Raw genomic sequence first — 20784 nt, forward strand, 5'->3', positions numbered from 1 at the left:
TTTTTGGGGCTATTAATCAATCCGTATGCGCTCTTGCTTTTTTAATCTAAATATTATTTTAGAATTTACTTATTACCTATTACAGCTTTATCATGAAAAAAATATATGTCATTATAACCACAATTTTGCTCGTCGTTGGGCCATCTAATGCTCAAAAAAAAGAACTTATAGGGAATTGGCTGGCAACACAAGTTGAAACCCAAGGTGCAATTGAAAATCCTTATCTCCTTTTTGATTATACAAAAGACGGAAAAATGATACTAATGGGAATGGAAATCGCCAGATGGCACTATAACAAAAAGACAAATGAAATTGTAATGACATCAGAATTTGATAAGGATTTTAATGGTAACGCAAAAATCTTAATTCTCACTAAAAACCAACTAATTGTTGAAAAAGATGGCACTAAAATAACCTACCAAAAACTGAATTTAGAAAAAGTTGCAATGGCCAATAAAAAGTCTGGGCTTATAGGTGAATGGGAATTTGAAAACAACGAAAATCCAGATATAACATCACGTATTACTTTTAAATCACCTGACGGTTATGTAATAATTCAGAAAAAAGAATATATGGAAACCAAGCTAAAAGGCACATGGATTTTTAACCCCAAAAAGATGACACTTATTATGATTGGCCTTAGGGATGAAACCTTACCAATTAGAGAAAGTAAGGTTATTCAATTAAATGAAAATAATTTTGAGTTAGAAAACTATAATAAAACATTTAAAGCCCATAAAATAGTAGAAATGACTACAAAAGAAGAAAGCACTGTGGAACGTGAACATCTCACATTCTATTACGAAGATTTCTTCACAGAAAATGGTGATGAGAAATACGCAGCAGATAAAGAAAAATTACCATGGAACAATTGGAAGATCATGAAAAAAGACCTACTAAATGTTCACCAACTAGTTTACAGTTACGAATTTAACAACGATGCTAATGCCGTATTTGAAACCGAAATATTAACAACAGATGTGATAGCAAATTTAGAATACGAAGGTTTCATTATTGAAAACATTTTTAGTAGCTATGACACATCAGGCAACCCAGAACCAGGGCCAAATACGGATGCAAACCACCCTTTGTATCCCTTACAAGAATATATGTATAGAATCGTAGGAAATGAGCAAATAACAACACCTGCTGGTACTTTTGATTGCACAATAATCGAAGTTTCAAATGACTATGACATGAATAAAAAATTATGGATGATATCTGATAAAATTGGTATTTACGCTAAAATAATAGATGAAAACACTAGCGAAATTCACCCTTACTATCACCTCTACACCTTACAAAAGATAATATATAAGGATTAATCCATTTTTAAGAATATGAACCCTTAAATTAAAAATATTATGAAAACTACAGCAAAAATTTTATCCGTATTACTTATGTGTTTCGTAGGTACATCTTGCGAATCCGATCTCTTAGATGTCGATTTTGACACCACAGTAAAATCTACCATTGTCGCACACGTTAACCAAGGTCAAGAAACCATAGATGAGTCCGTTATTTTAAGCTTAGACAATAACGACACCCACGATTACTTAGACAACATCAAAGGTGTTACAATTAAAAAATTAACCTATAAAATCATTAGTTTTTCCGGGTATTCGGAAGGCTCGGTGGATATAGATTTTTATGCCGATAACGTTACATTAAAAACTGAAGCATTTGTTGTAAAAGATGCTTATAACGCTTCTACTATTTTTGAAATTACAGACGTCAGTAAACTAAATTTAATGGCAGATTTACTTAAATCCAATAATAAAACAACTGTTGGTATAAAAGGAAGCACAATTGCTACTGATGACGCAATGAATTTTAATATTGAAGTCACAGCCGATTTAGAAATCACTGCAAATCCTTTGTAACCGTATAACTATCCTCATGAAATGCGCATGTTCAAAATTTTGTCATCTATAAAAATGATAAACAGAAAATTGCATGCCTATACTGAATGACGTTGAAATAATACCTTAAAAAAAAATAATTAAAAACACATGAAAACATTTAGCCTCTTCGTCGTTGCCTTAATGTTATTGAGCTGCAACGAGAGCCAAAGCAATACATATATTGATACTTTGGCCAATACACCACAACAAGATACCATGCTAAAACGCTATAAAGTAAAGTCTGGCATCATAACATATAAAATCACTATAACAGGTGATGTCATGGGAAGTAAAATTACTGGTAGCGGTACAGAAAGTCTCTATTTTACAAACTATGGAGCTTTAGAATTAGTTGAAGAAATAACTTCTCAGACTACAGCAGTAAATGTATTTGGGAATAAATCTACAAAAACAACTGAAACACACACCATGAAAAAACTTGATAATGGTGATAGCTATAGTGTAGATTTTAAACAGAAAAAAATCTATAAAATACAAGATCCTGCAATGCAACTAACTAAAACATATGAACCTAATGCAGATGCCGGAGAAGTAGGAGAAGACATGCTCACAGCTATAGGTGGAAAAAAAATAGGCAATGAAACCTATAAAGATTTCGAATGCGACATTTGGGAAGCAATGGGAATTAAACAATGGATTTACAAAGGGGTTACCTTAAAATCTGTTGGCACATTAATGGGAATTAAAACCACCAAAGAAGCTACAAATATTGCGTTTAATATTGATGTCTCAGAAAGTCATTTCAAACTTCCTGATTATACAATTGTAGAGCAAGATGAATTATTTGGAGATGTTGAAATTGATACAGATTTCAATTCAAACCTTGAAGACACAGACTACGACTTAAGTAAAATTAAAAACATGTCTTTTGAAGAATGGAAAAAGAAGGCTACACTAAATGATGAAGAACTAGGAGAAATGAGTGAAGCCGAGTTACGTGAAACTTACGACATGATTCAAAAAATGATTAAAATGAGAGGCTAATAAGCATATAGAAATGTTATGGTTTTAATTTCAATAACTTCCTAATAAAATATTTGACATTAAACTATGAGAACAAAATCGGAGTTTTAATTTATATTATGAGCTCCGATTTTCAATTAAAATATAATTTTCACATGTAAAAATTTTTATATTTTTTACACCTATATTTCATTATTCATTTCATATTACGACCTAGGACAGGAGTTAAATACAAATTAATTTAATAAAAAAAAGCATCCACGATCTGGATGCTAGATTTCTAATATTTTGTATGGCATGCTGCTCCGTACCAAGTCAATGTGAAGGTGTGCCTTACAAAACTTTACACTTCAAAAATAGCAGACACCTTTATGATTTATGTTAAATGCAGATTTAGTTTAAGTTATTAATACGTTGTAAAAAACCGTTCATTATTGCCTCAATATTAACTTAGAATGCTTGTGTGCATTAATATTCAACACTAAAGTCCTAAAAAAATTTAAAAAATCGTTTAGCTCTTATTATTCTGCAATACATATTTTAGCTCTAAAAACAAACCCTTAAATAATGCATATCAAAAGATTAGATATTTTTTTTAATGAACATGCTCTAAAGTTCGTTAAAAATTAATTCTTCAGCTTAAAAAAACATCTGTTTATAATAATGTGAAAGCACTCTTATATTTCAAGGCACTTTCACATTATATAAAGCTACAAAATCATACCGTTAAATATAAAGTAGTTTTCTTTATATCCCGATAATTAAGAAGTTATTGAACTCGTCAATTTCTAATTCAACGCTTTCACAGGGAAAAATACTTAATTCCATTTTTTGACTGTAAACAATGTTGTTTGATGCGACTACAATGATTTCGTTATTAGACAATTCGAGCCAATCCGTATTTTCCGCTATGGATAATGTTTGTGAATGCAATAGGCTATAATCTTGTCCGTAAACTATAAAATCAAAACTGTCCGTTCCATTGTTCGTAAACTTAATTTGAGGTAAATCATCAACGCAATTAAGCGTTTGAGGACTTAAATCGTCTTGAATTTCTTGCACATCAGAAGAATCAGCTGTACAATTTACCATAAGTAAAAGCACTAAAATGAGTGTTACATTTTTCATAAGTAGGTTATTTTTATCTATTTGGGACTGCAATATAGAAAAAACAAACAAAAGCTCGATAAAAAGTGTATTTATTCGACGAACGGTAATTTTTGGAAAATATAAAAATTGTTGACTAGCCCAAGAACTATAACATCTTCAAGGTATTTACCTCTTGCTCAGTAAGGTGCTTCCAGTGACCACGAGGAATGTCTTTTTTAGTTAAATGACCAATCGCTACGCAATCAATTTTCACGATATCGTAGTTAAGTTCCTCAAATATAGTACGTAGAATAGTATTTCCAGTATTTTTAATTTTAATACCTACTTGGTTTTTAGATTCTCCTTGAATGTAGCTTATTTCCTCTACAGCAACGAGTTTACCTTCTATTTTAAAACCCTCTTGAATCTTTTTTAAATCTTCAAATTTTAAATTCTTATCAAGTTCTATTTGAAATAATCGAGCCACTCCACTTTTAGAATTTGTGAATTTTTGAACTACTACATCATCATTAGTAAACAAAAGTAACCCTAATGAATTTCTACCTAAACGACCAATTGGTTTAATGTTTGCACTAGTTGCATTGGCAACTAAATCCATAACCGTTCTACCTTTACCTTCAGCAGTTGTCGTTGCAAAACCTTTTGGTTTATTTAATAAAACATAAACAGGAAGTTCTGGTGTAATGCGTTGGCCATCAAAACGAACTTCGTCTGTGCGTTTTACTTTGTAACCCATTTCGGTAACCACTTTACCGTTTACCATAACTAAACCAATGGCTATATTCTCATCCGCTTCGCGACGTGAACACATACCACTATTGGCTATGTATTTATTTAAACGCATCTCATCTGGATTGGATGATTTTGATGGTTGCGATGTCTTCTTTATAGATGACGAATTCTTTTTAAAAGGAGCATTACCTCTAGCAAAGCTATTAGTTTTACTATTAGCATTTCCTCTTCCTGAAGTCTTTCCTTTTCCTTTGCTTTCTTGATTTCTGCTCATGTTTCAGTTTTTTGCAAAGGTAAGCAATAGTTTATATCTAGTGCTTAATTATTTGAGTTGTTTAACACTATAGATTTTCAATACGTTAGAAAATGGTGCGGACTACAATTAAATACGGTTTAAAACAATAGAAACATCAATCAAAAGAATAGAAAACACACCAACTACAATGATAAATTTTAAGATGTTATGAAGTATAAGATAGTGGTTTTTTTTATTCGATTTCAGTAAAACAATGAGGTAAAGTAACAATAACACAATACTGAGATAGAAGAAATAATACATATGACCAATCTTAAAAAACAGAATAAGTATAATTGCCGAAATAATGGTAAAAACTCCTACAATCGTTAGCATTAACTTAGATACCTTTTCTCCATAAACAACAGGAATAGTCCTGTAGTTCAGCGCCAAATCTCCTTTTAAATTCTCTAAATCTTTAGTGAGCTCTCGCATAGAAATTAGCAAAAACAGAAATATACCATGGGCAAAAACAACGGTTTCAAAATTTTTATAATAAATAAAAATAGCAAAAAACGGAGTTACTGTTAAAACTGCAGACACCATATTACCCACGATTGGCTGTTTCTTTAAGCGATGCGAGTAAAACCAAATTGCAAAAATATAGATTGAAAAAAATATTACTGCCTTAAAGGATACATAGCTAGCAAATACAACCGCTAAAAAATTTAACACAAAGTAGCATGAAAGTTTTGTGTTTTGACTCACCAAACGATCTAGCATTGTTTTTCTAGGCTTATTAATTAAATCTTTCTCAGAATCGTAGAAATTGTTAATAATATAACCACCTGCTATAGTTGCCGAAGATGCTAAAACCAACATTAAAAGATTGAGGTCTAAAAGCACTGATTTTACCGGCTTATCGTGAGCAAAAATATAAATTGAAGCTAAATATTGGGCAATAACAACAACTAAAATGTTATAACCTCTGACTACTGAAAATAGGCTGAAAAATTTTAGAAGAATATGTTTCTGCCGTCTTGATAACATGATTTTGAATCTGTAAAATTCTGAAACAACACTGAGACTCAACGCAGCGCTTTAAACAAAAAAAATTAGAAATTATAAACTACCTCTAACTTCTGACCTTTAAGAGCTTCTCTTGCTATGTCAATGTTTTCAGTAAATCCTAAGATGTAACCTCCACCACCAGAACCACAAAGTTTTAGGTAATAATCGTTAGTATCTAATCCTTTTTTCCATAACTCATGAAACTGAGCAGGAATCATAGGTTTAAAGTTATTAAGTACAACTTTAGATAATTGCTTAGTGTTTTTAAATAGTGATTTCATGTCGCCTTTTAAGAAATCATCTACACAAGCATCTGTATGTTTTATAAATTGATCTTTAAGCATGCTACGGAAACCTTCATTTTTCATGCTTTCCATAAAAATACTCACCATTGGTGCCGTTTCTCCAACAATACCACTGTCTAATAAAAACACAGCTCCTTTTCCCTCTGCTTTTTGAGAAGGAATACCTGTTGCTTCAATATTATCTTTAGAATTTATTAAAATTGGAAGACTCAAATAACTATTTAAGGGATCTAAACCTGAAGATTTACCATGAAAAAACGATTCCATTTCAGAAAAAATAGTCTTTAACTTTAATAGTTTTTCACGAGTTAAATTCTCTAAAACCGTAATTTTATCACTTGCATATTTATCGTAAATAGCAGCAACTAAAGCGCCACTACTTCCTACTCCATAGCCTTGCGGAATTGAAGAATCAAAATACATACCTGCATCAACATCTTCTTGCAGTTTATTAGTATTAAAAACTACTAACTTAGTATCTAAACCTTTTAAATACGTAGCAAAACGCTTTAAACTTTCGTTAGAACTTAGCGCTTCTTTACTTGGGTTTTCATCTCTCTTTAAAGCTCCATTATAAAAATTATAAGGAATAGATAAGCCTTTAGAATCTTTGATAATTCCGTATTCACCAAATAAAAGTATTTTAGAATAAAATAGTGGTCCCTTCATGTAATATTAGTAATAGCTTTAACAAATATACGTATTAAAATCATAATTGGTTCGCACCATGACCGATTTGGTCGCAAATATAATGTTCATTTTGGCAATAGTTAGCTAATTCATTCTTAATGAATTGTAGAACAGTTTCAGTTTCATTTTCCGGATATAAAACATGAACATTGGCTCCTGCATCAAGTGTAAAACACACTTTAGAATCCGTTTTTAATCTATAAGCCCAAATTTTATTGATAATTTCTAAGGTGTTTGGTTTCATTAATATGAAATACGGCATGCTAGTCATCATCATAGCGTGAAGTGTTAAGGCTTCACTTTCTACAATTTTTACAAATTCGTCTAAATCACCAGAAGCTAAGATGGTATTCAACTTCGCTAAATTATCATGCGCTTGCGAAAAACGTTCTTTTGCAAATGGATGACCAAACATTAATTGATGACCCACTGTACTGCTGACCTGTTTTTCACCTTTATCGACTAATAATATAGTGTCTTGGTAATTTTTAAAGTTTGAATGTACATTTCCTTCAAATTTTACTCCATATAAATCTGAACTTGCTTCAATAATTTCATTTCTTCCCCAAACTACAAGTTCGCCTTCTATGCTTCGGCAAGCGCTTCCTGAACCTAACCTAGCTAGAAATGATGCCTTTTGGTGGAAATAAGATATCGATTCTTCACTATCACTTCGACCTCGCTCAGTTTCCAAACTTAATGATTGTTCAATACTCATTAAACACAAAGCAATGGCACTCATTCCAGACGCAGAAGAAGCGATACCTGAACTATGCGGAAATGTATTTGAGGTTTCAATCTTAAAATGATAATCCTTTAGAAAAGGCATATACATTTCAATACGCTCAAAAAAGGTTTGAATTTTAGGTTTGAAGGCTTCGTTTTTTTCACCTTCGAAATAAATATCGAAACTAAAACCCTTCTCTTCCTTTTTAGTGTAAGTGATTTCTGTGATTGTTTTACAGTTTGAAAGTGTAAAACTAATAGAAGGATTCTCTGGAATTTGATGTTCCTTTTTTCCCCAATATTTTACCAAAGCAATATTACTTGGAGATTCCCATTTTATGGAATCATTTTCAACATTGGTGTGGTAGGATTTGAGAATAAAGTCTTGTTCTGTCATTGCATTTTAAATATCTGACAAAGATAAGAGTTTTACTATTGTTTTATAATTTCTTGCCGTAGCATTGACATTAAGTTTCTTTTCAAAAAAATTCAGGTTGAATTTAGATTGGCCGTAACCTTTTTCACAATACAAATAAATACAGTCGTTAAGAATTACATATATATCATTAGGATACACTTTTTGAGACGCTTCTTCTACCAATTGTTGATCTGGTATTTCACTTAACATTACAAAATAACTGTCTACTTTTTTGTCCTCTGAAAAAGGACAATTACTATATATAGTTTTTAATTCTTGCTGCGTCTTTATGATAACCGGAACCTCAAAACCAAATTGATCACTAATCAACTTTTTAATTTCTTTTTCTAAAACTTTAGCATCATTTGTAGAGGACTGAAAAATAACATTCCCACTTTGAATATAGGTTTTCACATGTTCTAATCCAGAATTTGTCAATAATTCTCTTAATTCTGCCATTGGTACTTTTTTGTGTCCACCAACATTAATACCTCTTAAAAGTGTTATATATGTAATCATAATTAAAAATACTGAGATTAATTACTCAAAAGTAATATCTAATTACTATTTAATTAATAAAATGGCAAAAGCATAAATTTCCTCAATTTAGAAACGCCATAAAAAGCGCCCACAAAATGCAAATAAATCCGTTAAAACAACTCTGGTCTTATAAAAAAATGTAGTTTTACGGCACTAATAGTAATATTACATGTGTTTTCCCAAATTGAACACTGTTATTGTTTTATTTATAACCCTAATTACCAACTCTTTTGCACAAGCACAAGAGTCCCTTATAAATACCGGTAGCAGTACTTGCACTTTTAACAGTCAAAAGTTAGATATACTCGTAAGAAACGATAGCCTTTATGAGGCAACGGTTCTCATTAACGATGCTTTAAGATTTTCAAAACAATACAATTCAAAAGAAACTGAGGCTAAATCTTACAATGCTTTTGGAAGCGTAATGACTAAGATGTCTAATTTTACTAAAGCAGAAAAATACCACAAGAAAGCATTAAAAATTTACGATTCACTTAACATAGACAAAGGCAGAAACCTCTCGTACTCTGGCTTACTTAATAGTTATGTTATGGGAAAAAACTATTCAAAATTCGATAGTCTATACCCAAAAGCTCAAGACATTTCTAAGAAACTCAATAGCGAAATATACTTTATAAATCTTGAGTATAAAATAAAAAAAGAATACTACAGTTTTGATAATGCGAATATGCTTACATCTAGTAATATTGCTTTAATTGATTTAAAAAACACAGATTTTAATCGCCTAAATTATTCTAAAAGTTACCGAATAGAAAATCTTAAACAGAATTTATATCAATCTTTTAAATACTATAATGCTATAGCACGCATAAAGATATCAGACTTTAAATCTTCAGATTACGAAGCTCTATTTTTAATAGATGAAGATAAACTTGCAGCTTCTATTTCTACAGACTTTAATTCATACAGAAAATTAGCCTCGTTAAATTACTATAAATACCTCTATTATACCAATAGCAATAAAAATTTAGATTCTGCCACCAAATATCTTTTAAAATCTGACACTTACAAGTACAGAGCACTTAATAATATAGAGCAAAAGAATATTCGAAATGGTGAGTTGGTAAATAAAATTATAAATGCGGAACAAAAGCTAGCATTAGCGAATGAAACGCGCAAAAAAGAAGCATTAAACTCTCAGATATTCTTAGTAAGCACCATTATTACGAGTATTACTTTAATTATAATCCTTACCGTATTTTACTTCTACTTTAAAGCCAGAAAAAACATTGTAAAGGTTAATGAAGCTTTAAAAGATTCTAACTCCAAACTGATTGCTATAGATAAAGATCGATTAGAATTTTTCTCAATATTAAGTCATGAATTACGTACACCTATTTATGGCATTAGTGGATTAGCTACACTTATAAACCAAGAAAATGATGATGCAAAAAAGCAATCATATTTGGATTCATTGATATCCTCAAGCAACTATTTATCTATACTAATAGACAATATTCTACAAGCCAATAGACTAAAGTTTGAAAAAAGAAACCTTAGATTAAAACCAGGTAAAATAGACAATATTGTTCGTCATGTTATGAGTACGGTTGCAATAGCTGCTAAAAACAAAGATTTAGAACTAAAAGTTCATATTGATGCTTCAAACGAAAATGAACATGTCTTAATAGACAAAGTGGCCTTTAGCCAAATATTAATCAATTTAGCCTACAACGCAATTCGCTATACAAAGAAAGGTCATATTTTAATTAATGTTTTTGAAAAAAGTAGAGATGGCAAGAATATTACTTTACGCTTTGAAGTTAAAGATACTGGTATTGGCATAAAAGAAGAACATCGCTCTGTTGTTTTTAGTGCTTTTGAAAACAAAACATTTTTAAACAAAAATAGTAGTGGCTCTGGCTTGGGCTTATATATCGTAAAGACCTTATTAAAAAGTCATAATTCTGATATCGATTTCGTTTCCACCCCAAATGAAGGGACCTGTTTTTTCTTTGAAATAACTTTTCAGCTTTCAATGGTGTTAGAAAATCAAATTAAAATACCCGTACTACCGAAAAGAGATATGCATGTTTTAATCGTTGATGACAATAAAATCAACCTTTTAATCACTAAAAAGAATATTGAAAAAATTGAAGGTTATACTTGTCAAACAATTTCTAATGGTAAAGAAGCGATATCTATTGTTAAGGAAAAAGATTTCGATCTAATTTTAATGGATATCAACATGCCAGATATGGATGGTTACGATGTCACTAAACATATAAGAATGTTTAATCCAAATATTCCTATTTTAGCTTTGACAGCATTAAATTCTAATGAAATTTCTACAAAAGCAGAAACTGCTGGTATAGATCAGATTATTACAAAACCTTATATTTTCGACGATTTTAAAGCCATTATTACGTCTTATGGCAATAAACAAAATCAGAGAGGCATTATAGATGCAGAAGCAATATAAGCACTAGTCCAAGCATTTTGAAAGTTAAAACCACCCGTTACAGCATCTACATCAATAACCTCACCTGCAAAATATAGATTAGGAATACGTTTACTTTCAAATGTTTTAAAATTCACTTCTTTTAAATCTACGCCTCCTGCAGTAACAAACTCATCCTTAAAGGTACTTTTTCCTGTAACTTGAAAAATAGCGTTAGTCAATTGATTAGCTAAAGCCTCTAATTGCTGTTTATTCAAATCTGCCCATCGCATTGTCTCACTTATATCTGAAGCTAAAACCAATTGTTTCCATAGGCGTTTTGGCAAATCAAATTGCGCTAATTTAACGACTGTCTTTTTTGCAAAGTCTTGCTTAAGATTTTTCAGTTCTTCTAAACAAGACTCAAAATCTAACTGAATAAAATTAATTTCAATTTTAAAATTATAATTCAACCTCGCCAATTCTACAGCGCCAAATGCGGACAATTTTAAAATGACTGGTGCACTCATACCGACATGTGTAATTAACACTGGACCATTAGATTCTAAATCGGTTCCAACCACTTTAATGTCTACATTTTTTGCAACAACACCAGGAATATCCTTGATACGTTTATCTTTAATATCAAACGTAAAAAGAGATGGAACAGGTTGAATGATATTATGACCTAAATCTTCGAGTAAATTCCAGATTTTAGGATTGCTTCCTGTGGCAATTAATAGTTTTTGAGATTGAAATTCCCCTTGTGATGTTTCAATTATAAAATTATTTTCAAAGGCCTGAATTGACTTTACGGAATGGTTATAAAGCACTTCAACATTATGTTTCTCAGCTTCTTTCAAAAAACAATCAATAATCGTTTGCGATGAATTTGAAACCGGAAACATGCGACCATCTTCTTCTATCTTTAATTCCACTCCACGTTCTTCAAACCAAGCAATAGTATCACCCGTCATAAAACTATGAAAAGGGCCTAAAAGTTCCTTTTCACCTCTTGGATAATTTAATACTAATTCTGATGGTATAAATTCAGCATGCGTTACATTACAGCGTCCTCCACCAGAAATTTTCACTTTTTGTAAGCCTTCTTTCCCACGTTCCAAAATGGCAACCGATAATTCCGGATGCTTTTCTGCGATGTTAATGGCTGCAAAAAAACCTGCGGCACCTCCACCAATAATTATAATATCTTTTTGTGTATTCAAACTATTATCTTAAGAAGATTTTGTGATTATTAATTTGTGTTATTTAATGACGAGCACTACTTTGAGTCAAAGTATAAAATTACAATGATATACATCAAAAGACTAATATTTCTATTATTTATTGTGAACTCTTGTCAATCTATAGGACAGCTAAAAATTGAGAACCGTATTACTAACGAATTAAAGGAAGTATCTGCTGCTGAAATGGCTAAAGATTCTGACATCATTTGGGTGATTCAAGATGCAGGAAACGACAATAACCTCATAGGATTAGATAACAACGGACAGATCGTTAGGAACATTTATATCAGCAATGCCAAAAACAAAGACTGGGAAGATTTAACGTCAGATAACCAAGGTCATATTTACATAGGCGATTTTGGAAACAACAATAAAAAACGCAAAACATTTAAAATCTATAAGGTTAATGACAACGATTTAAATGCAAGTTCTGCTGTCGCCGCAGTCATTGAATTCTCTCTTCCTAAAAATCAAAAATCTGAAGATTTCGAGTCCTTTTTTATTTACAATAACTACTTCTATATTTTTAGTAAAGAGAATAAAAAGTTTGTTGTTTTAAAAGTTAAAAATAGCGTAGGAAAGCATGTTGCTGAAGTACATTCTGAATATAAATTGAAAGGTAAAAACAATAAAATTACCTCAGCCGATATTAGCGAAGATGGTAAAACCGTTATTCTTTTAAATCACGATAAATTATGGAAAATCACCAATTTTGAGCATGATGATTTTTTCTCTGGCGAGATCACTGAAGCTGCATTTGGTCATGATTCACAAAAAGAAGGCATATGCTTTAAGACAAACTCAACCATTATTATTACAGATGAAAGAAAAAATTCTGAAGGAGGCTATATCTATTCTTTCAATTTGAATTAGCGTCTTAAATTTCAAACGCTGAATTGTTAACTTGCTGCAGCTTTTTTACACTCGCTTTTATAACTCTAATATCTGCTTCATTTTTGTGATTATCTAATGCATCTTTTTCGAGATTCTGTATTTCGTTAACGATGATTTCATTGTAGTTTTCAATTAATACATCATTGTTTTGTAGTAGGTATTGTAGCATTAAAAAGAGCTTCTGTACAATAATAATATCGTGCTTACAATAGGTTCTAAGCGATGCCATTACGTTATAGAGCAACTGCTCAAAACTTACCGTTTTAATAGATATAAGCGCGGTATCACCCTCATTAAAATAATAACTTTTATCTTTCTTAGTCATCCGCAATGCGAATAATTCAGTGAGATAATCAATACAATTAATACAAGTTCCAGGATCGTTAATACCAGGCGACATGGCTTTTAGAGCAATTTCAGTGATTTGTTTAAAAGCAAGCACGTAATTATCTTCTATTAGTTCACTATTAGAAAATGTTATGGTTTTAGCTAATTGTTTTTCTAAGTTATCATCGCTATGACCTTTATATTTTAGAATCGGGATGCCTTTTAAAACATAAGCTCCTTTAATAGGCACAATCTCAATTTTTAACTGATGCTCTTCTGCTAAATCAGCTAAAGAATTTAAACCTACATCTTGCATATAACCTGTTGAATCTGCCATAACATGGTTCCAATTTGAAGTATCTTCAAACGCTGTGTCATTATGTTTTTCGTCTTCAATCAATTTGTCTAATCGGACCTTAGCTTTCTTAAAGATTTTATCCATAATGGTATTTACCTGAATTTCTTGAGAAATAGAATGGATAAAATAAATAAAAGACCCCAAACTCAAAGTCATAAATACAATGCTTAGCAACACCGAAAAACCAGGCAGTTGGTATTTGTCACCTTGAGGTGTTATGGACACCAGGGTGAAAATGCAATACAATAATGTGGAATTATAAATCCCTAAAATAATTTGATGTCGTCTATTGGAAATCAATCCCGGAAGCAATCGAGGTGAAAAGTTACTTGACGCCTGATTCAATAAAATCATTACCATTGAAAAACTAAACACCATTATTGAAATTAGGCCTGCAATAAATGTGGTGAGTAAACTTCTAGCGGTTTCCGTATTATTAACCACTAAAATTGGTGCATGTTCAACGAGGTATTTAGAGATACCCTTACTTTCTAAATAAATCATGAAGAATGCAAAAAGCATCCCAAAAAGACTAATAATTGAGGGATAAAAAGCAATATTACTTTCTAACTTATCTAATGATTTTAGGATTTTGTAAATGTACTTCTTCACGCTTAAGAGTTATAACACTAGTCATCATTGAAAAAAATTTTCAATTCAGCCTCAAGAAACACCTTTATAAGTGAATCACTTAACCCAAACGCATTAGGTTTTAATCGGTATCATTTTGTCCACAAACTATCTGTGAAGTAATGTTTACAATCTAAGAAGTTATTTTCTACAGTAAAATCGGCATGGTTTGCTAACTCGCTAATCTCTTCTAAGGCATATTTTTTAGACAATTCGGTCCAGATTAATTCATCATAATCCAAATGAACAACCTCGTTTATGGCCTTAAGATGCACCGTTTGTTTTCTAAGACTAACGATGTAGCTTTTTACATTTCCAGTGGTTGGATTGTAATAGCAGTAAAAATCAAAATCATCAATTTTAAAATCGGCATCTAATTCACGGTTTATTCTCACCAATAAGTTGAGATTAAAGCGCTTTGTAATCCCATGCTTATCATAATAGGCATTATGAATAATAATTGGATTTTTCTTTAAGTCAAAACCGATTAACAGCTTGTCACCAGTTTTCATGTTTTTATTAAAAAGCTGTAATAATTCCTCAGCCTTATCCTGCAAATAGTTTCCAATATTACCACCCAAAAACAATAATAGACTAGGATAATCACTTTGTCTGTTATCTTTCAATATTTCAAAATAATCACCCACTTTTGGATGAATTTTTAGAGCTGGTAATTTTTCTTTTAAGCGCTGTGTGAGAATATCAATGGCCTCTTGAGATATATCGATAGGGATATAATGGAAGTCCACGTTGTTATTCACTAAATATTCTAAAAGTTTAAATGTTTTAAAACCATCACCTGCACCCAATTCTACAATATTAAAAGGCCCTGAAAACTTTAAGGCTTCAATAATTTGTTTGGATTGCATAGACAAAATCTCAAACTCTGAATTGGTTGGATAATATTCTGGCATATTCATTATTTCTTGAAATATGCGACTGCCATTATCGTCGTAAAAATACTTAGATGGCAAGTGTTTATTTTTGGCAGTTAAGCCCTTAAGCACATCATTTGCGAAGTTATCTGTCATTTATCTTGCTAATCTAATTCCTGAAAATAGCCAACGCATGTCTGGCTGAAAAAAGTTTCTATAAGTTGGTCTGCAATGGTTTTTTGAAGTCGCTACTGAGCCACCTCGCAATACCATTTGATTCACCATAAATTTACCATTATATTCACCAAGCGCACCGTCTACCTTGGTATAATTAGGATAAGGTAAGTACGCACTATTAGTCCATTCCCACAGCTGGCCAAAACTAAATTTATGTGAGGCTACTTCCCATTCAAACTCGGTTGGTAAACGCATCCCTTTCCATTGTGCAAAGGCATATGCTTCGTAAAATGTGATATGGGTTACCGGCAAATCACCATCTACCTCAACGAAACCATTGAGTGTGTATTGCATCCATTTTCCATCGACATGATGCCAATATAAAGGTGCTTCTAAATTGTTATTTTGAACATAATCCCAACCCTCAGCATGCCAATGATTAAAATCTTTATAACCACCTGCATCTATAAATTCAATATACTCTGAATTGGTGACGAGTTGATTTGAGATTTCAAAATCATGAAGATACACTTTGTGCCTTCCTAATTCATTATCAAAACAAAAGCCTTCACCTTTATGACCAATTTCGTAAACGCCTTCTTTAATTTGAAGGAATTCTTGTGGTTCATTGTCGGCTTGCAACTGAATTTTATAACCTAAAACAGGAAATGAAGGTTGATTCCCAAAAATATATTTGATATCGTAAATTAATAATTCTTGATGCTGTTGCTCGTGCTGTAAACCAATCTCTATAATATTAGAAATGTCCTCAGAAGTTCCATTAGAAATAAATTCTGAAAGTTGTGCATTTACATAAGCTCTATAATCGAGAACTTCCTGTAATGTTGGCCGTGTCATTAAGCCACGCTCAGCTCTCATTACACGTTTGCCAACGTTATTGTAATAACTATTAAAGTAATAGGCGAAATCATCGTTAAACAATTCATAATCTGCTTTATATTCAGAAAGTATAAATTGCTCAAAAAACCAAGTTGTATGTGCCAAATGCCATTTGGGTGGTGACACAAATTCTGCTGGCTGAATAGATACATCTTCCGCCTGAAGCGATTTACAAATCAGTTCTGTTTGATGCCTAACTTCTAAGAAGCGTTCTTTAGTTATGGTATGGTTTGTTATTGTTTCCACGCTAATTTATAATATTTCAGTTTCAAAAACGACTTCGCTTGCAATGGTTTTGTGCACAGGGCAACGCGAGGAAATTTCTTTTAAACGGTCTTTTTGTTCTGTTGTCAAATCACCAATCAATTTTAACTTTTTGCTAATGTGGTCTAAGTATTTTGGCTGCTCTGTAACAAGATTTAAATCATCACTATGTTTTCTAGAGTGTGATATATAAACATAGACTTCTCTTAAATCCCATTTTTTTCGTTCGGCATACATTTTTAAGGTCATTACCGTACAAGCTGCTAATGCGGCATTGAGATATTCGTATGGTGAAGGGCCAAAATCACTTCCACCAACACTTGCAGGTTCATCGGCAATGAACGCGTGATTTTTAGTTTGGATTTCCGTGGTAAAGTTGTTTTCGACAATATTTAAATGACCAACTAGTTGCTCACCTTCGGTACTTAACATTTTATTTTTAGCCTTAGGGAAATAACGCTTAGCCCAAGTTCCTATAATTTCACCAACATATTGACTATCTTCTTCTTTAGTTAGTAAATGATCCGCATTATCTAAAGTTACAAAACTCTTTGGATGGTGTGCCTTTTTGTATAATTTCTCAGCGTTTTCAATACCCACTATTTTATCGAAAGGCGCATGCATAATCAATAGCGGTTTGCGTAAATCTTTAACTATTGTAGGCAAGTCCGTTTTATCAAATTCTTCAACAAAATCTTGGTTGATAACAAATGGACGACCACCAATATTTACTTCTACATCGCCTTTTTCTGCAGAGTCTTCAACCTGATGCGAAAATAAATGCTTTACATGATTTACTGTTGATGGCGCACCTACAGTAGCAACTGCTTTTACTGTTTCAAGCTTTGAAGCCGCCACTAATACGGCTGCTCCACCTAATGAATGCCCAACCAATAAGCTTGGCGCTTGGTAGTGTTCTTCCATGTATTTATGGACATCTAACAAATCATCTACATTTGCAGAAAAATGACTATCAGCAAATTCGCCTTCACTACGACCTAAGCCTGTAAAATCGAAACGCAACACCGCAAAGCCATTTTGAGTTAATGCTCTACTCACATTTCTAACAGCACTTAAGCTACTGCTACATGTAAAACAATGTGCAAAAATGGCATAGTAATTTGGTTTCTGATTGGCTGGTAATTCTAAATTGGCATTGAGAATAAGGCCTTTTCTATTTTTTATCTTGAGTTTTGTGCTTTTCATAACCTAATTTTAATCTTCAATTGTTACACCTCTCCAAAAAGCGACATGGTTTTTAATCCCCTTTGCCAATTCTGATACTTCTGGATAAAACCAAGCTGCATCCTTATTTTCCTTACCATCAACCTCTATCGTATAGTACGATGCTGTGCCTTTCCATGGGCATACAGAGTTTAAGTCACTTGGTTTAAAAAATTCCTTTTTTATACTTTCGTGAGGAAAATAATGATTTCTTTCTATTACTATAGTGTCATTACTTTCTGCTATGACTTTATTATTCCAAATTGCTTTCATCTTTATTGTTTTTTATCAAACAGAAACTTTAATCTCGCTCCATTTGTGGATGCTTAATTTCTATCTGTATTCTGGATTTTCAAAAGACCAATGTGTACCACTGTCCCATGCTTCTCGAGAATTACCGTAATTACTATATCCTTTATTTTCTTTCAATAGCTTTGCTAAATGTAAAAGGTTGTAAGTCATAAATGTGGTGTTTCTATTGGTGAATTCTGAATCAAAACCTACTGGGGGATTGATGCTTTTATCTTTCCATTTAGTATCACCATAACTTGGTCCTGGTCCTACTTCGCCAATCCATCCACAATCGGCTTGCGGCGGAATAGAATAACCGACATGCTGCAGCGAATACAATATTCCCATAGCACAATGTTTTACGCCGTCTTCATTACCCGTTACCATACATCCTCCTACTTTACCATAGAAAACATATTGTCCTTTATCGTTGGTTTCTCCGCTCATAGCATACAAACGTTCAATTAACTTTTGCGCTTCAGAAGATTTTTCACCTAACCAAATTGGTGTTCCTACGATTAAGACATCGGCTTCACTCACTTTTTTATAAATACTTGGCCAGTCATCTTTCACCCAACCGTGTTCTGTCATATTTGGATACACACCAACAGCGACATCTAAATCTATAAGTCGAATCGTTTCAAAAGATACGTTCTCCTTTTTTAAAATATTTTGAGAGACCTCCATAAGCGTTTCGGTATGACTTACTGCAGGTGATTTCTTTAATGTGCAATTGATGTATAATACTTTAAGTTTTGAAAAATCCATTGTTCTGTTTTTTTATTAAAAATTAAGAGCTGCAACTCAACATAGAGCAACCTACTTTATGTCGTGCCCACTCTGGGCGTTTGGCAAACCACTTTTCGTGCTCTGGCTGCTCATCGTAAGGTTTTTTAAGTAGTTGAAATAATTCATCTACCAAACCATAATCACCCTCATCCGCTTTATCGATAGCTAACTGCGCCATATAATTTCTAAGCACATATTTTGGGTTTACAGCATTCATGTTTTGTTGACGTTCTGAATCTGTAATTGTCTCCTTCTGCAAGCGTTGGTCGTAAGCTTTGAACCAAACTTTCCATTGCATTAAATTATCTTCGGTTAATTCTTCAGGTTTATAGAATGCGTTTTCTATGATTTCTATGCCATTGTCCGGATTATCTTTTTTGTAGTTCGCTAATAATCGGAATGCTATCGTCATATCGGTTTCAGACAACAATAAACAATCTTCAAAATCTTGTATCAATTTGGCATCGTCCTCAAGTTCTACTTGCAACCCTAATTTAGAGCGCATCATTTGAAGTGATTGCTTTTCAAAATCAACCTGATACTGATTTAAAATAGCTTCTATAGGTTCGGCTTCTTCAATTAACGGATATAAGGCATTGGCGAGTTGTAATAAATTCCAAAGTCCAATATTGGGCTGATTACCAAAACGGTAACGTTTGTTCTGTTTGTCTGTGGTGTTTGGTGTCCAGCCAAAATCAAAATCTTCTAGCCATCCATAAGGCCCATAATCTATGGTTAAGCCTAGAATGGACATGTTATCGGTATTCATCACTCCATGAACAAAACCAACGCGTTGCCAGTGGATAATCATATCTAAAGTGCGTTGTGTCACCGCTTCAAAAAATTTAATGTATGTCTCTTTTGAAGGTTTACCCAATTCTGGATAAAAGTATTTTATAGTATAATCGGTTAGTTTTTTGAGGTTTTTAATATCGTTTCGTGCTGCAAATAACTCGAAATTACCAAACCGAATAAAAGTCGGTGCTACTCTAGCGACGATAGCTCCTTTTTCATAATCGGCATTACCGTTATAAAGCATATCTCGCAAAACATCATCACCAGACAATATTAAACTCAGCGCTCTGGTAGTGGGCACACCCAAATGACACATGGCTTCGCTACATAAATACTCGCGAATAGAAGAACGTAAAACCGCCAACCCATCACCTTGCCTTGAGTATGGTGTTTCGCCAGACCCTTTTAGTTGAATGGCCCACCGTTTATTATTTTGCTCAATTTCGAATAGATTTATTGCTCTTCCATCGCCTAATTGTCCAGCCCAATTGCCAAATTGATGACCAGCATAGGCCATAGCATAAGGTTTTGTTTTTGGATAAACTTTAGAGCCCGAAAAAACCTCTAAAAAGTCTTTTGAATTGATATCTTCTTCCTCTAAACCAATGGCATTAGCCATCTCTATTGAAGCATGAATTAATTTAGGCTGCGATGGTATTCTAGGATTAACAAACGAATGTGTGGCTTCAGAGACTTGGCGTCTGCTATTATCCGTATTAGAATCTGAAGGTAACTCTTTACTAAATGTATCTTTTATGTGTAACTTCATCTATCTAATTTAGCATTTGAGTGACTTAAATATGGTAAGTAATTTTAGCATTGCAATAAACCATTTAATATTACAATTGTTTATAAAAATACGATTTCATATTAACTCAAATGCTAAGTCAACGGATT

19 protein-coding genes are annotated in these 20784 nt (G+C 32.5%); 5 read left to right on the forward strand and 14 right to left on the reverse strand.

The features are described from left to right. Window positions 1-92: 92 nt before the first annotated feature. The 3 genes from HM992_RS01085 to HM992_RS01095 all read left to right on the forward strand — a co-directional run bounded on the left by HM992_RS01085 (window position 93) and on the right by HM992_RS01095 (window position 2909). Entirely contained in the window at window positions 93-1325 is a 1233-nt protein-coding gene (locus HM992_RS01085; RefSeq protein ID WP_179318246.1) for a hypothetical protein, read from the forward strand. A gap of 39 nt (window positions 1326-1364) precedes the next feature. Beyond that, complete coding sequence (locus HM992_RS01090) at window positions 1365-1883, forward strand: hypothetical protein (protein ID WP_179318247.1); 519 nt, start codon at window positions 1365-1367, stop codon at window positions 1881-1883. 129 nt (window positions 1884-2012) lie between these two features. Then, window positions 2013-2909, forward strand: a complete 897-nt coding sequence (locus HM992_RS01095; protein WP_179318248.1) for a hypothetical protein — start codon at window positions 2013-2015, stop codon at window positions 2907-2909. Between the two features lie 726 nt (window positions 2910-3635). Here the strand turns inward: HM992_RS01095 and HM992_RS01100 are convergent. The 6 genes from HM992_RS01100 to HM992_RS01125 form a co-directional block, all read right to left on the reverse strand. After that, window positions 3636-4016, reverse strand: a complete 381-nt coding sequence (locus HM992_RS01100) for a hypothetical protein (RefSeq protein WP_178983277.1) — start codon at window positions 4014-4016, stop codon at window positions 3636-3638. Window positions 4017-4143: 127 nt separating this feature from the next. Beyond that, entirely contained in the window at window positions 4144-5004 is an 861-nt protein-coding gene (locus tag HM992_RS01105; RefSeq protein ID WP_178983276.1) for a pseudouridine synthase, read from the reverse strand. A gap of 108 nt (window positions 5005-5112) precedes the next feature. Further along, window positions 5113-6015: a geranylgeranylglycerol-phosphate geranylgeranyltransferase gene (locus tag HM992_RS01110; protein ID WP_179318249.1), complete on the reverse strand. Its 903-nt coding sequence runs from the start codon at window positions 6013-6015 to the stop codon at window positions 5113-5115. A gap of 65 nt (window positions 6016-6080) precedes the next feature. Then, a complete protein-coding gene (locus HM992_RS01115; protein ID WP_178983274.1) occupies window positions 6081-7010 on the reverse strand; it encodes a mevalonate kinase family protein in 930 nt (309 codons plus the stop codon). Window positions 7011-7050: 40 nt separating this feature from the next. Beyond that, window positions 7051-8154 (reverse strand): diphosphomevalonate/mevalonate 3,5-bisphosphate decarboxylase family protein, encoded by a 1104-nt coding sequence (locus HM992_RS01120; RefSeq protein ID WP_179318250.1) that lies wholly within the window; start codon window positions 8152-8154, stop codon window positions 7051-7053. Between the two features lie 6 nt (window positions 8155-8160). Then, window positions 8161-8694 carry a DUF1697 domain-containing protein gene (locus tag HM992_RS01125; protein WP_178983272.1) on the reverse strand — a complete coding sequence of 178 codons (534 nt, stop codon included), beginning with the start codon at window positions 8692-8694 and terminating at the stop codon, window positions 8161-8163. Between the two features lie 190 nt (window positions 8695-8884). Between HM992_RS01125 and HM992_RS01130 the strand changes: the two genes are divergently transcribed. Further along, a complete protein-coding gene (locus HM992_RS01130) occupies window positions 8885-11158 on the forward strand; it encodes a hybrid sensor histidine kinase/response regulator (protein WP_179318251.1) in 2274 nt (757 codons plus the stop codon). Here the strand turns inward: HM992_RS01130 and HM992_RS01135 are convergent. Then, window positions 11125-12342 (reverse strand): BaiN/RdsA family NAD(P)/FAD-dependent oxidoreductase, encoded by a 1218-nt coding sequence (locus HM992_RS01135; RefSeq protein ID WP_179318252.1) that lies wholly within the window; start codon window positions 12340-12342, stop codon window positions 11125-11127. The genes HM992_RS01130 and HM992_RS01135 overlap by 34 nt on opposite strands. 84 nt (window positions 12343-12426) lie before the next feature. Here HM992_RS01135 and HM992_RS01140 point away from each other — a divergent pair, with 84 nt between their 5' ends. After that, window positions 12427-13236 carry an SdiA-regulated domain-containing protein gene (locus HM992_RS01140; RefSeq protein ID WP_179318253.1) on the forward strand — a complete coding sequence of 270 codons (810 nt, stop codon included), beginning with the start codon at window positions 12427-12429 and terminating at the stop codon, window positions 13234-13236. 4 nt (window positions 13237-13240) lie between these two features. Here HM992_RS01140 and HM992_RS01145 read toward each other — a convergent pair whose 3' ends face one another. The 7 genes from HM992_RS01145 to HM992_RS01175 all read right to left on the reverse strand — a co-directional run bounded on the left by HM992_RS01145 (window position 13241) and on the right by HM992_RS01175 (window position 20656). Beyond that, window positions 13241-14554 (reverse strand): DUF2254 domain-containing protein, encoded by a 1314-nt coding sequence (locus HM992_RS01145; protein ID WP_317167537.1) that lies wholly within the window; start codon window positions 14552-14554, stop codon window positions 13241-13243. Window positions 14555-14664: 110 nt separating this feature from the next. Then, window positions 14665-15603, reverse strand: a complete 939-nt coding sequence (locus tag HM992_RS01150; RefSeq protein ID WP_179318255.1) for an L-histidine N(alpha)-methyltransferase — start codon at window positions 15601-15603, stop codon at window positions 14665-14667. Next, a complete protein-coding gene (egtB, locus tag HM992_RS01155; RefSeq protein ID WP_179321009.1) occupies window positions 15604-16761 on the reverse strand; it encodes an ergothioneine biosynthesis protein EgtB in 1158 nt (385 codons plus the stop codon). Between the two features lie 15 nt (window positions 16762-16776). Further along, window positions 16777-17994 carry a bifunctional alpha/beta hydrolase/OsmC family protein gene (locus HM992_RS01160; protein WP_179318257.1) on the reverse strand — a complete coding sequence of 406 codons (1218 nt, stop codon included), beginning with the start codon at window positions 17992-17994 and terminating at the stop codon, window positions 16777-16779. A gap of 9 nt (window positions 17995-18003) precedes the next feature. Further along, window positions 18004-18285 carry a DUF427 domain-containing protein gene (locus HM992_RS01165; RefSeq protein ID WP_178983266.1) on the reverse strand — a complete coding sequence of 94 codons (282 nt, stop codon included), beginning with the start codon at window positions 18283-18285 and terminating at the stop codon, window positions 18004-18006. A 60-nt stretch (window positions 18286-18345) separates the two neighbouring features. After that, complete coding sequence (locus tag HM992_RS01170; protein ID WP_179318259.1) at window positions 18346-19071, reverse strand: flavodoxin family protein; 726 nt, start codon at window positions 19069-19071, stop codon at window positions 18346-18348. Between the two features lie 22 nt (window positions 19072-19093). Beyond that, window positions 19094-20656, reverse strand: coding sequence for a protein adenylyltransferase SelO (locus HM992_RS01175; RefSeq protein ID WP_179318261.1), 1563 nt, complete (start codon window positions 20654-20656; stop codon window positions 19094-19096). Window positions 20657-20784: the final 128 nt, after the last annotated feature.

The organism is Winogradskyella helgolandensis (assembly GCF_013404085.1).
GTDB classification, from domain to species: Bacteria; Bacteroidota; Bacteroidia; order Flavobacteriales; family Flavobacteriaceae; genus Winogradskyella; species Winogradskyella helgolandensis.

What these genes read in the sequence shown, in the direction of transcription:
- HM992_RS01125 (WP_178983272.1), bottom strand. Translation starts at nt 8,694, where the DNA reads ATGATTACATATATAACACTTTTAAGAGGTATTAATGTTGGTGGACAC.
- HM992_RS01105 (WP_178983276.1), bottom strand. Translation starts at nt 5,004, where the DNA reads ATGAGCAGAAATCAAGAAAGCAAAGGAAAAGGAAAGACTTCAGGAAGA.
- HM992_RS01140 (WP_179318253.1), top strand. Translation starts at nt 12,427, where the DNA reads ATGATATACATCAAAAGACTAATATTTCTATTATTTATTGTGAACTCT.
- HM992_RS01120 (WP_179318250.1), bottom strand. Translation starts at nt 8,154, where the DNA reads ATGACAGAACAAGACTTTATTCTCAAATCCTACCACACCAATGTTGAA.
- HM992_RS01100 (WP_178983277.1), bottom strand. Translation starts at nt 4,016, where the DNA reads ATGAAAAATGTAACACTCATTTTAGTGCTTTTACTTATGGTAAATTGT.
- HM992_RS01115 (WP_178983274.1), bottom strand. Translation starts at nt 7,010, where the DNA reads ATGAAGGGACCACTATTTTATTCTAAAATACTTTTATTTGGTGAATAC.
- HM992_RS01110 (WP_179318249.1), bottom strand. Translation starts at nt 6,015, where the DNA reads ATGTTATCAAGACGGCAGAAACATATTCTTCTAAAATTTTTCAGCCTA.
- HM992_RS01170 (WP_179318259.1), bottom strand. Translation starts at nt 19,071, where the DNA reads ATGGATTTTTCAAAACTTAAAGTATTATACATCAATTGCACATTAAAG.
- HM992_RS01130 (WP_179318251.1), top strand. Translation starts at nt 8,885, where the DNA reads ATGTGTTTTCCCAAATTGAACACTGTTATTGTTTTATTTATAACCCTA.
- HM992_RS01095 (WP_179318248.1), top strand. Translation starts at nt 2,013, where the DNA reads ATGAAAACATTTAGCCTCTTCGTCGTTGCCTTAATGTTATTGAGCTGC.
- HM992_RS01175 (WP_179318261.1), bottom strand. Translation starts at nt 20,656, where the DNA reads ATGAAGTTACACATAAAAGATACATTTAGTAAAGAGTTACCTTCAGAT.
- HM992_RS01085 (WP_179318246.1), top strand. Translation starts at nt 93, where the DNA reads ATGAAAAAAATATATGTCATTATAACCACAATTTTGCTCGTCGTTGGG.
- HM992_RS01150 (WP_179318255.1), bottom strand. Translation starts at nt 15,603, where the DNA reads ATGACAGATAACTTCGCAAATGATGTGCTTAAGGGCTTAACTGCCAAA.
- HM992_RS01090 (WP_179318247.1), top strand. Translation starts at nt 1,365, where the DNA reads ATGAAAACTACAGCAAAAATTTTATCCGTATTACTTATGTGTTTCGTA.
- HM992_RS01160 (WP_179318257.1), bottom strand. Translation starts at nt 17,994, where the DNA reads ATGAAAAGCACAAAACTCAAGATAAAAAATAGAAAAGGCCTTATTCTC.
- HM992_RS01165 (WP_178983266.1), bottom strand. Translation starts at nt 18,285, where the DNA reads ATGAAAGCAATTTGGAATAATAAAGTCATAGCAGAAAGTAATGACACT.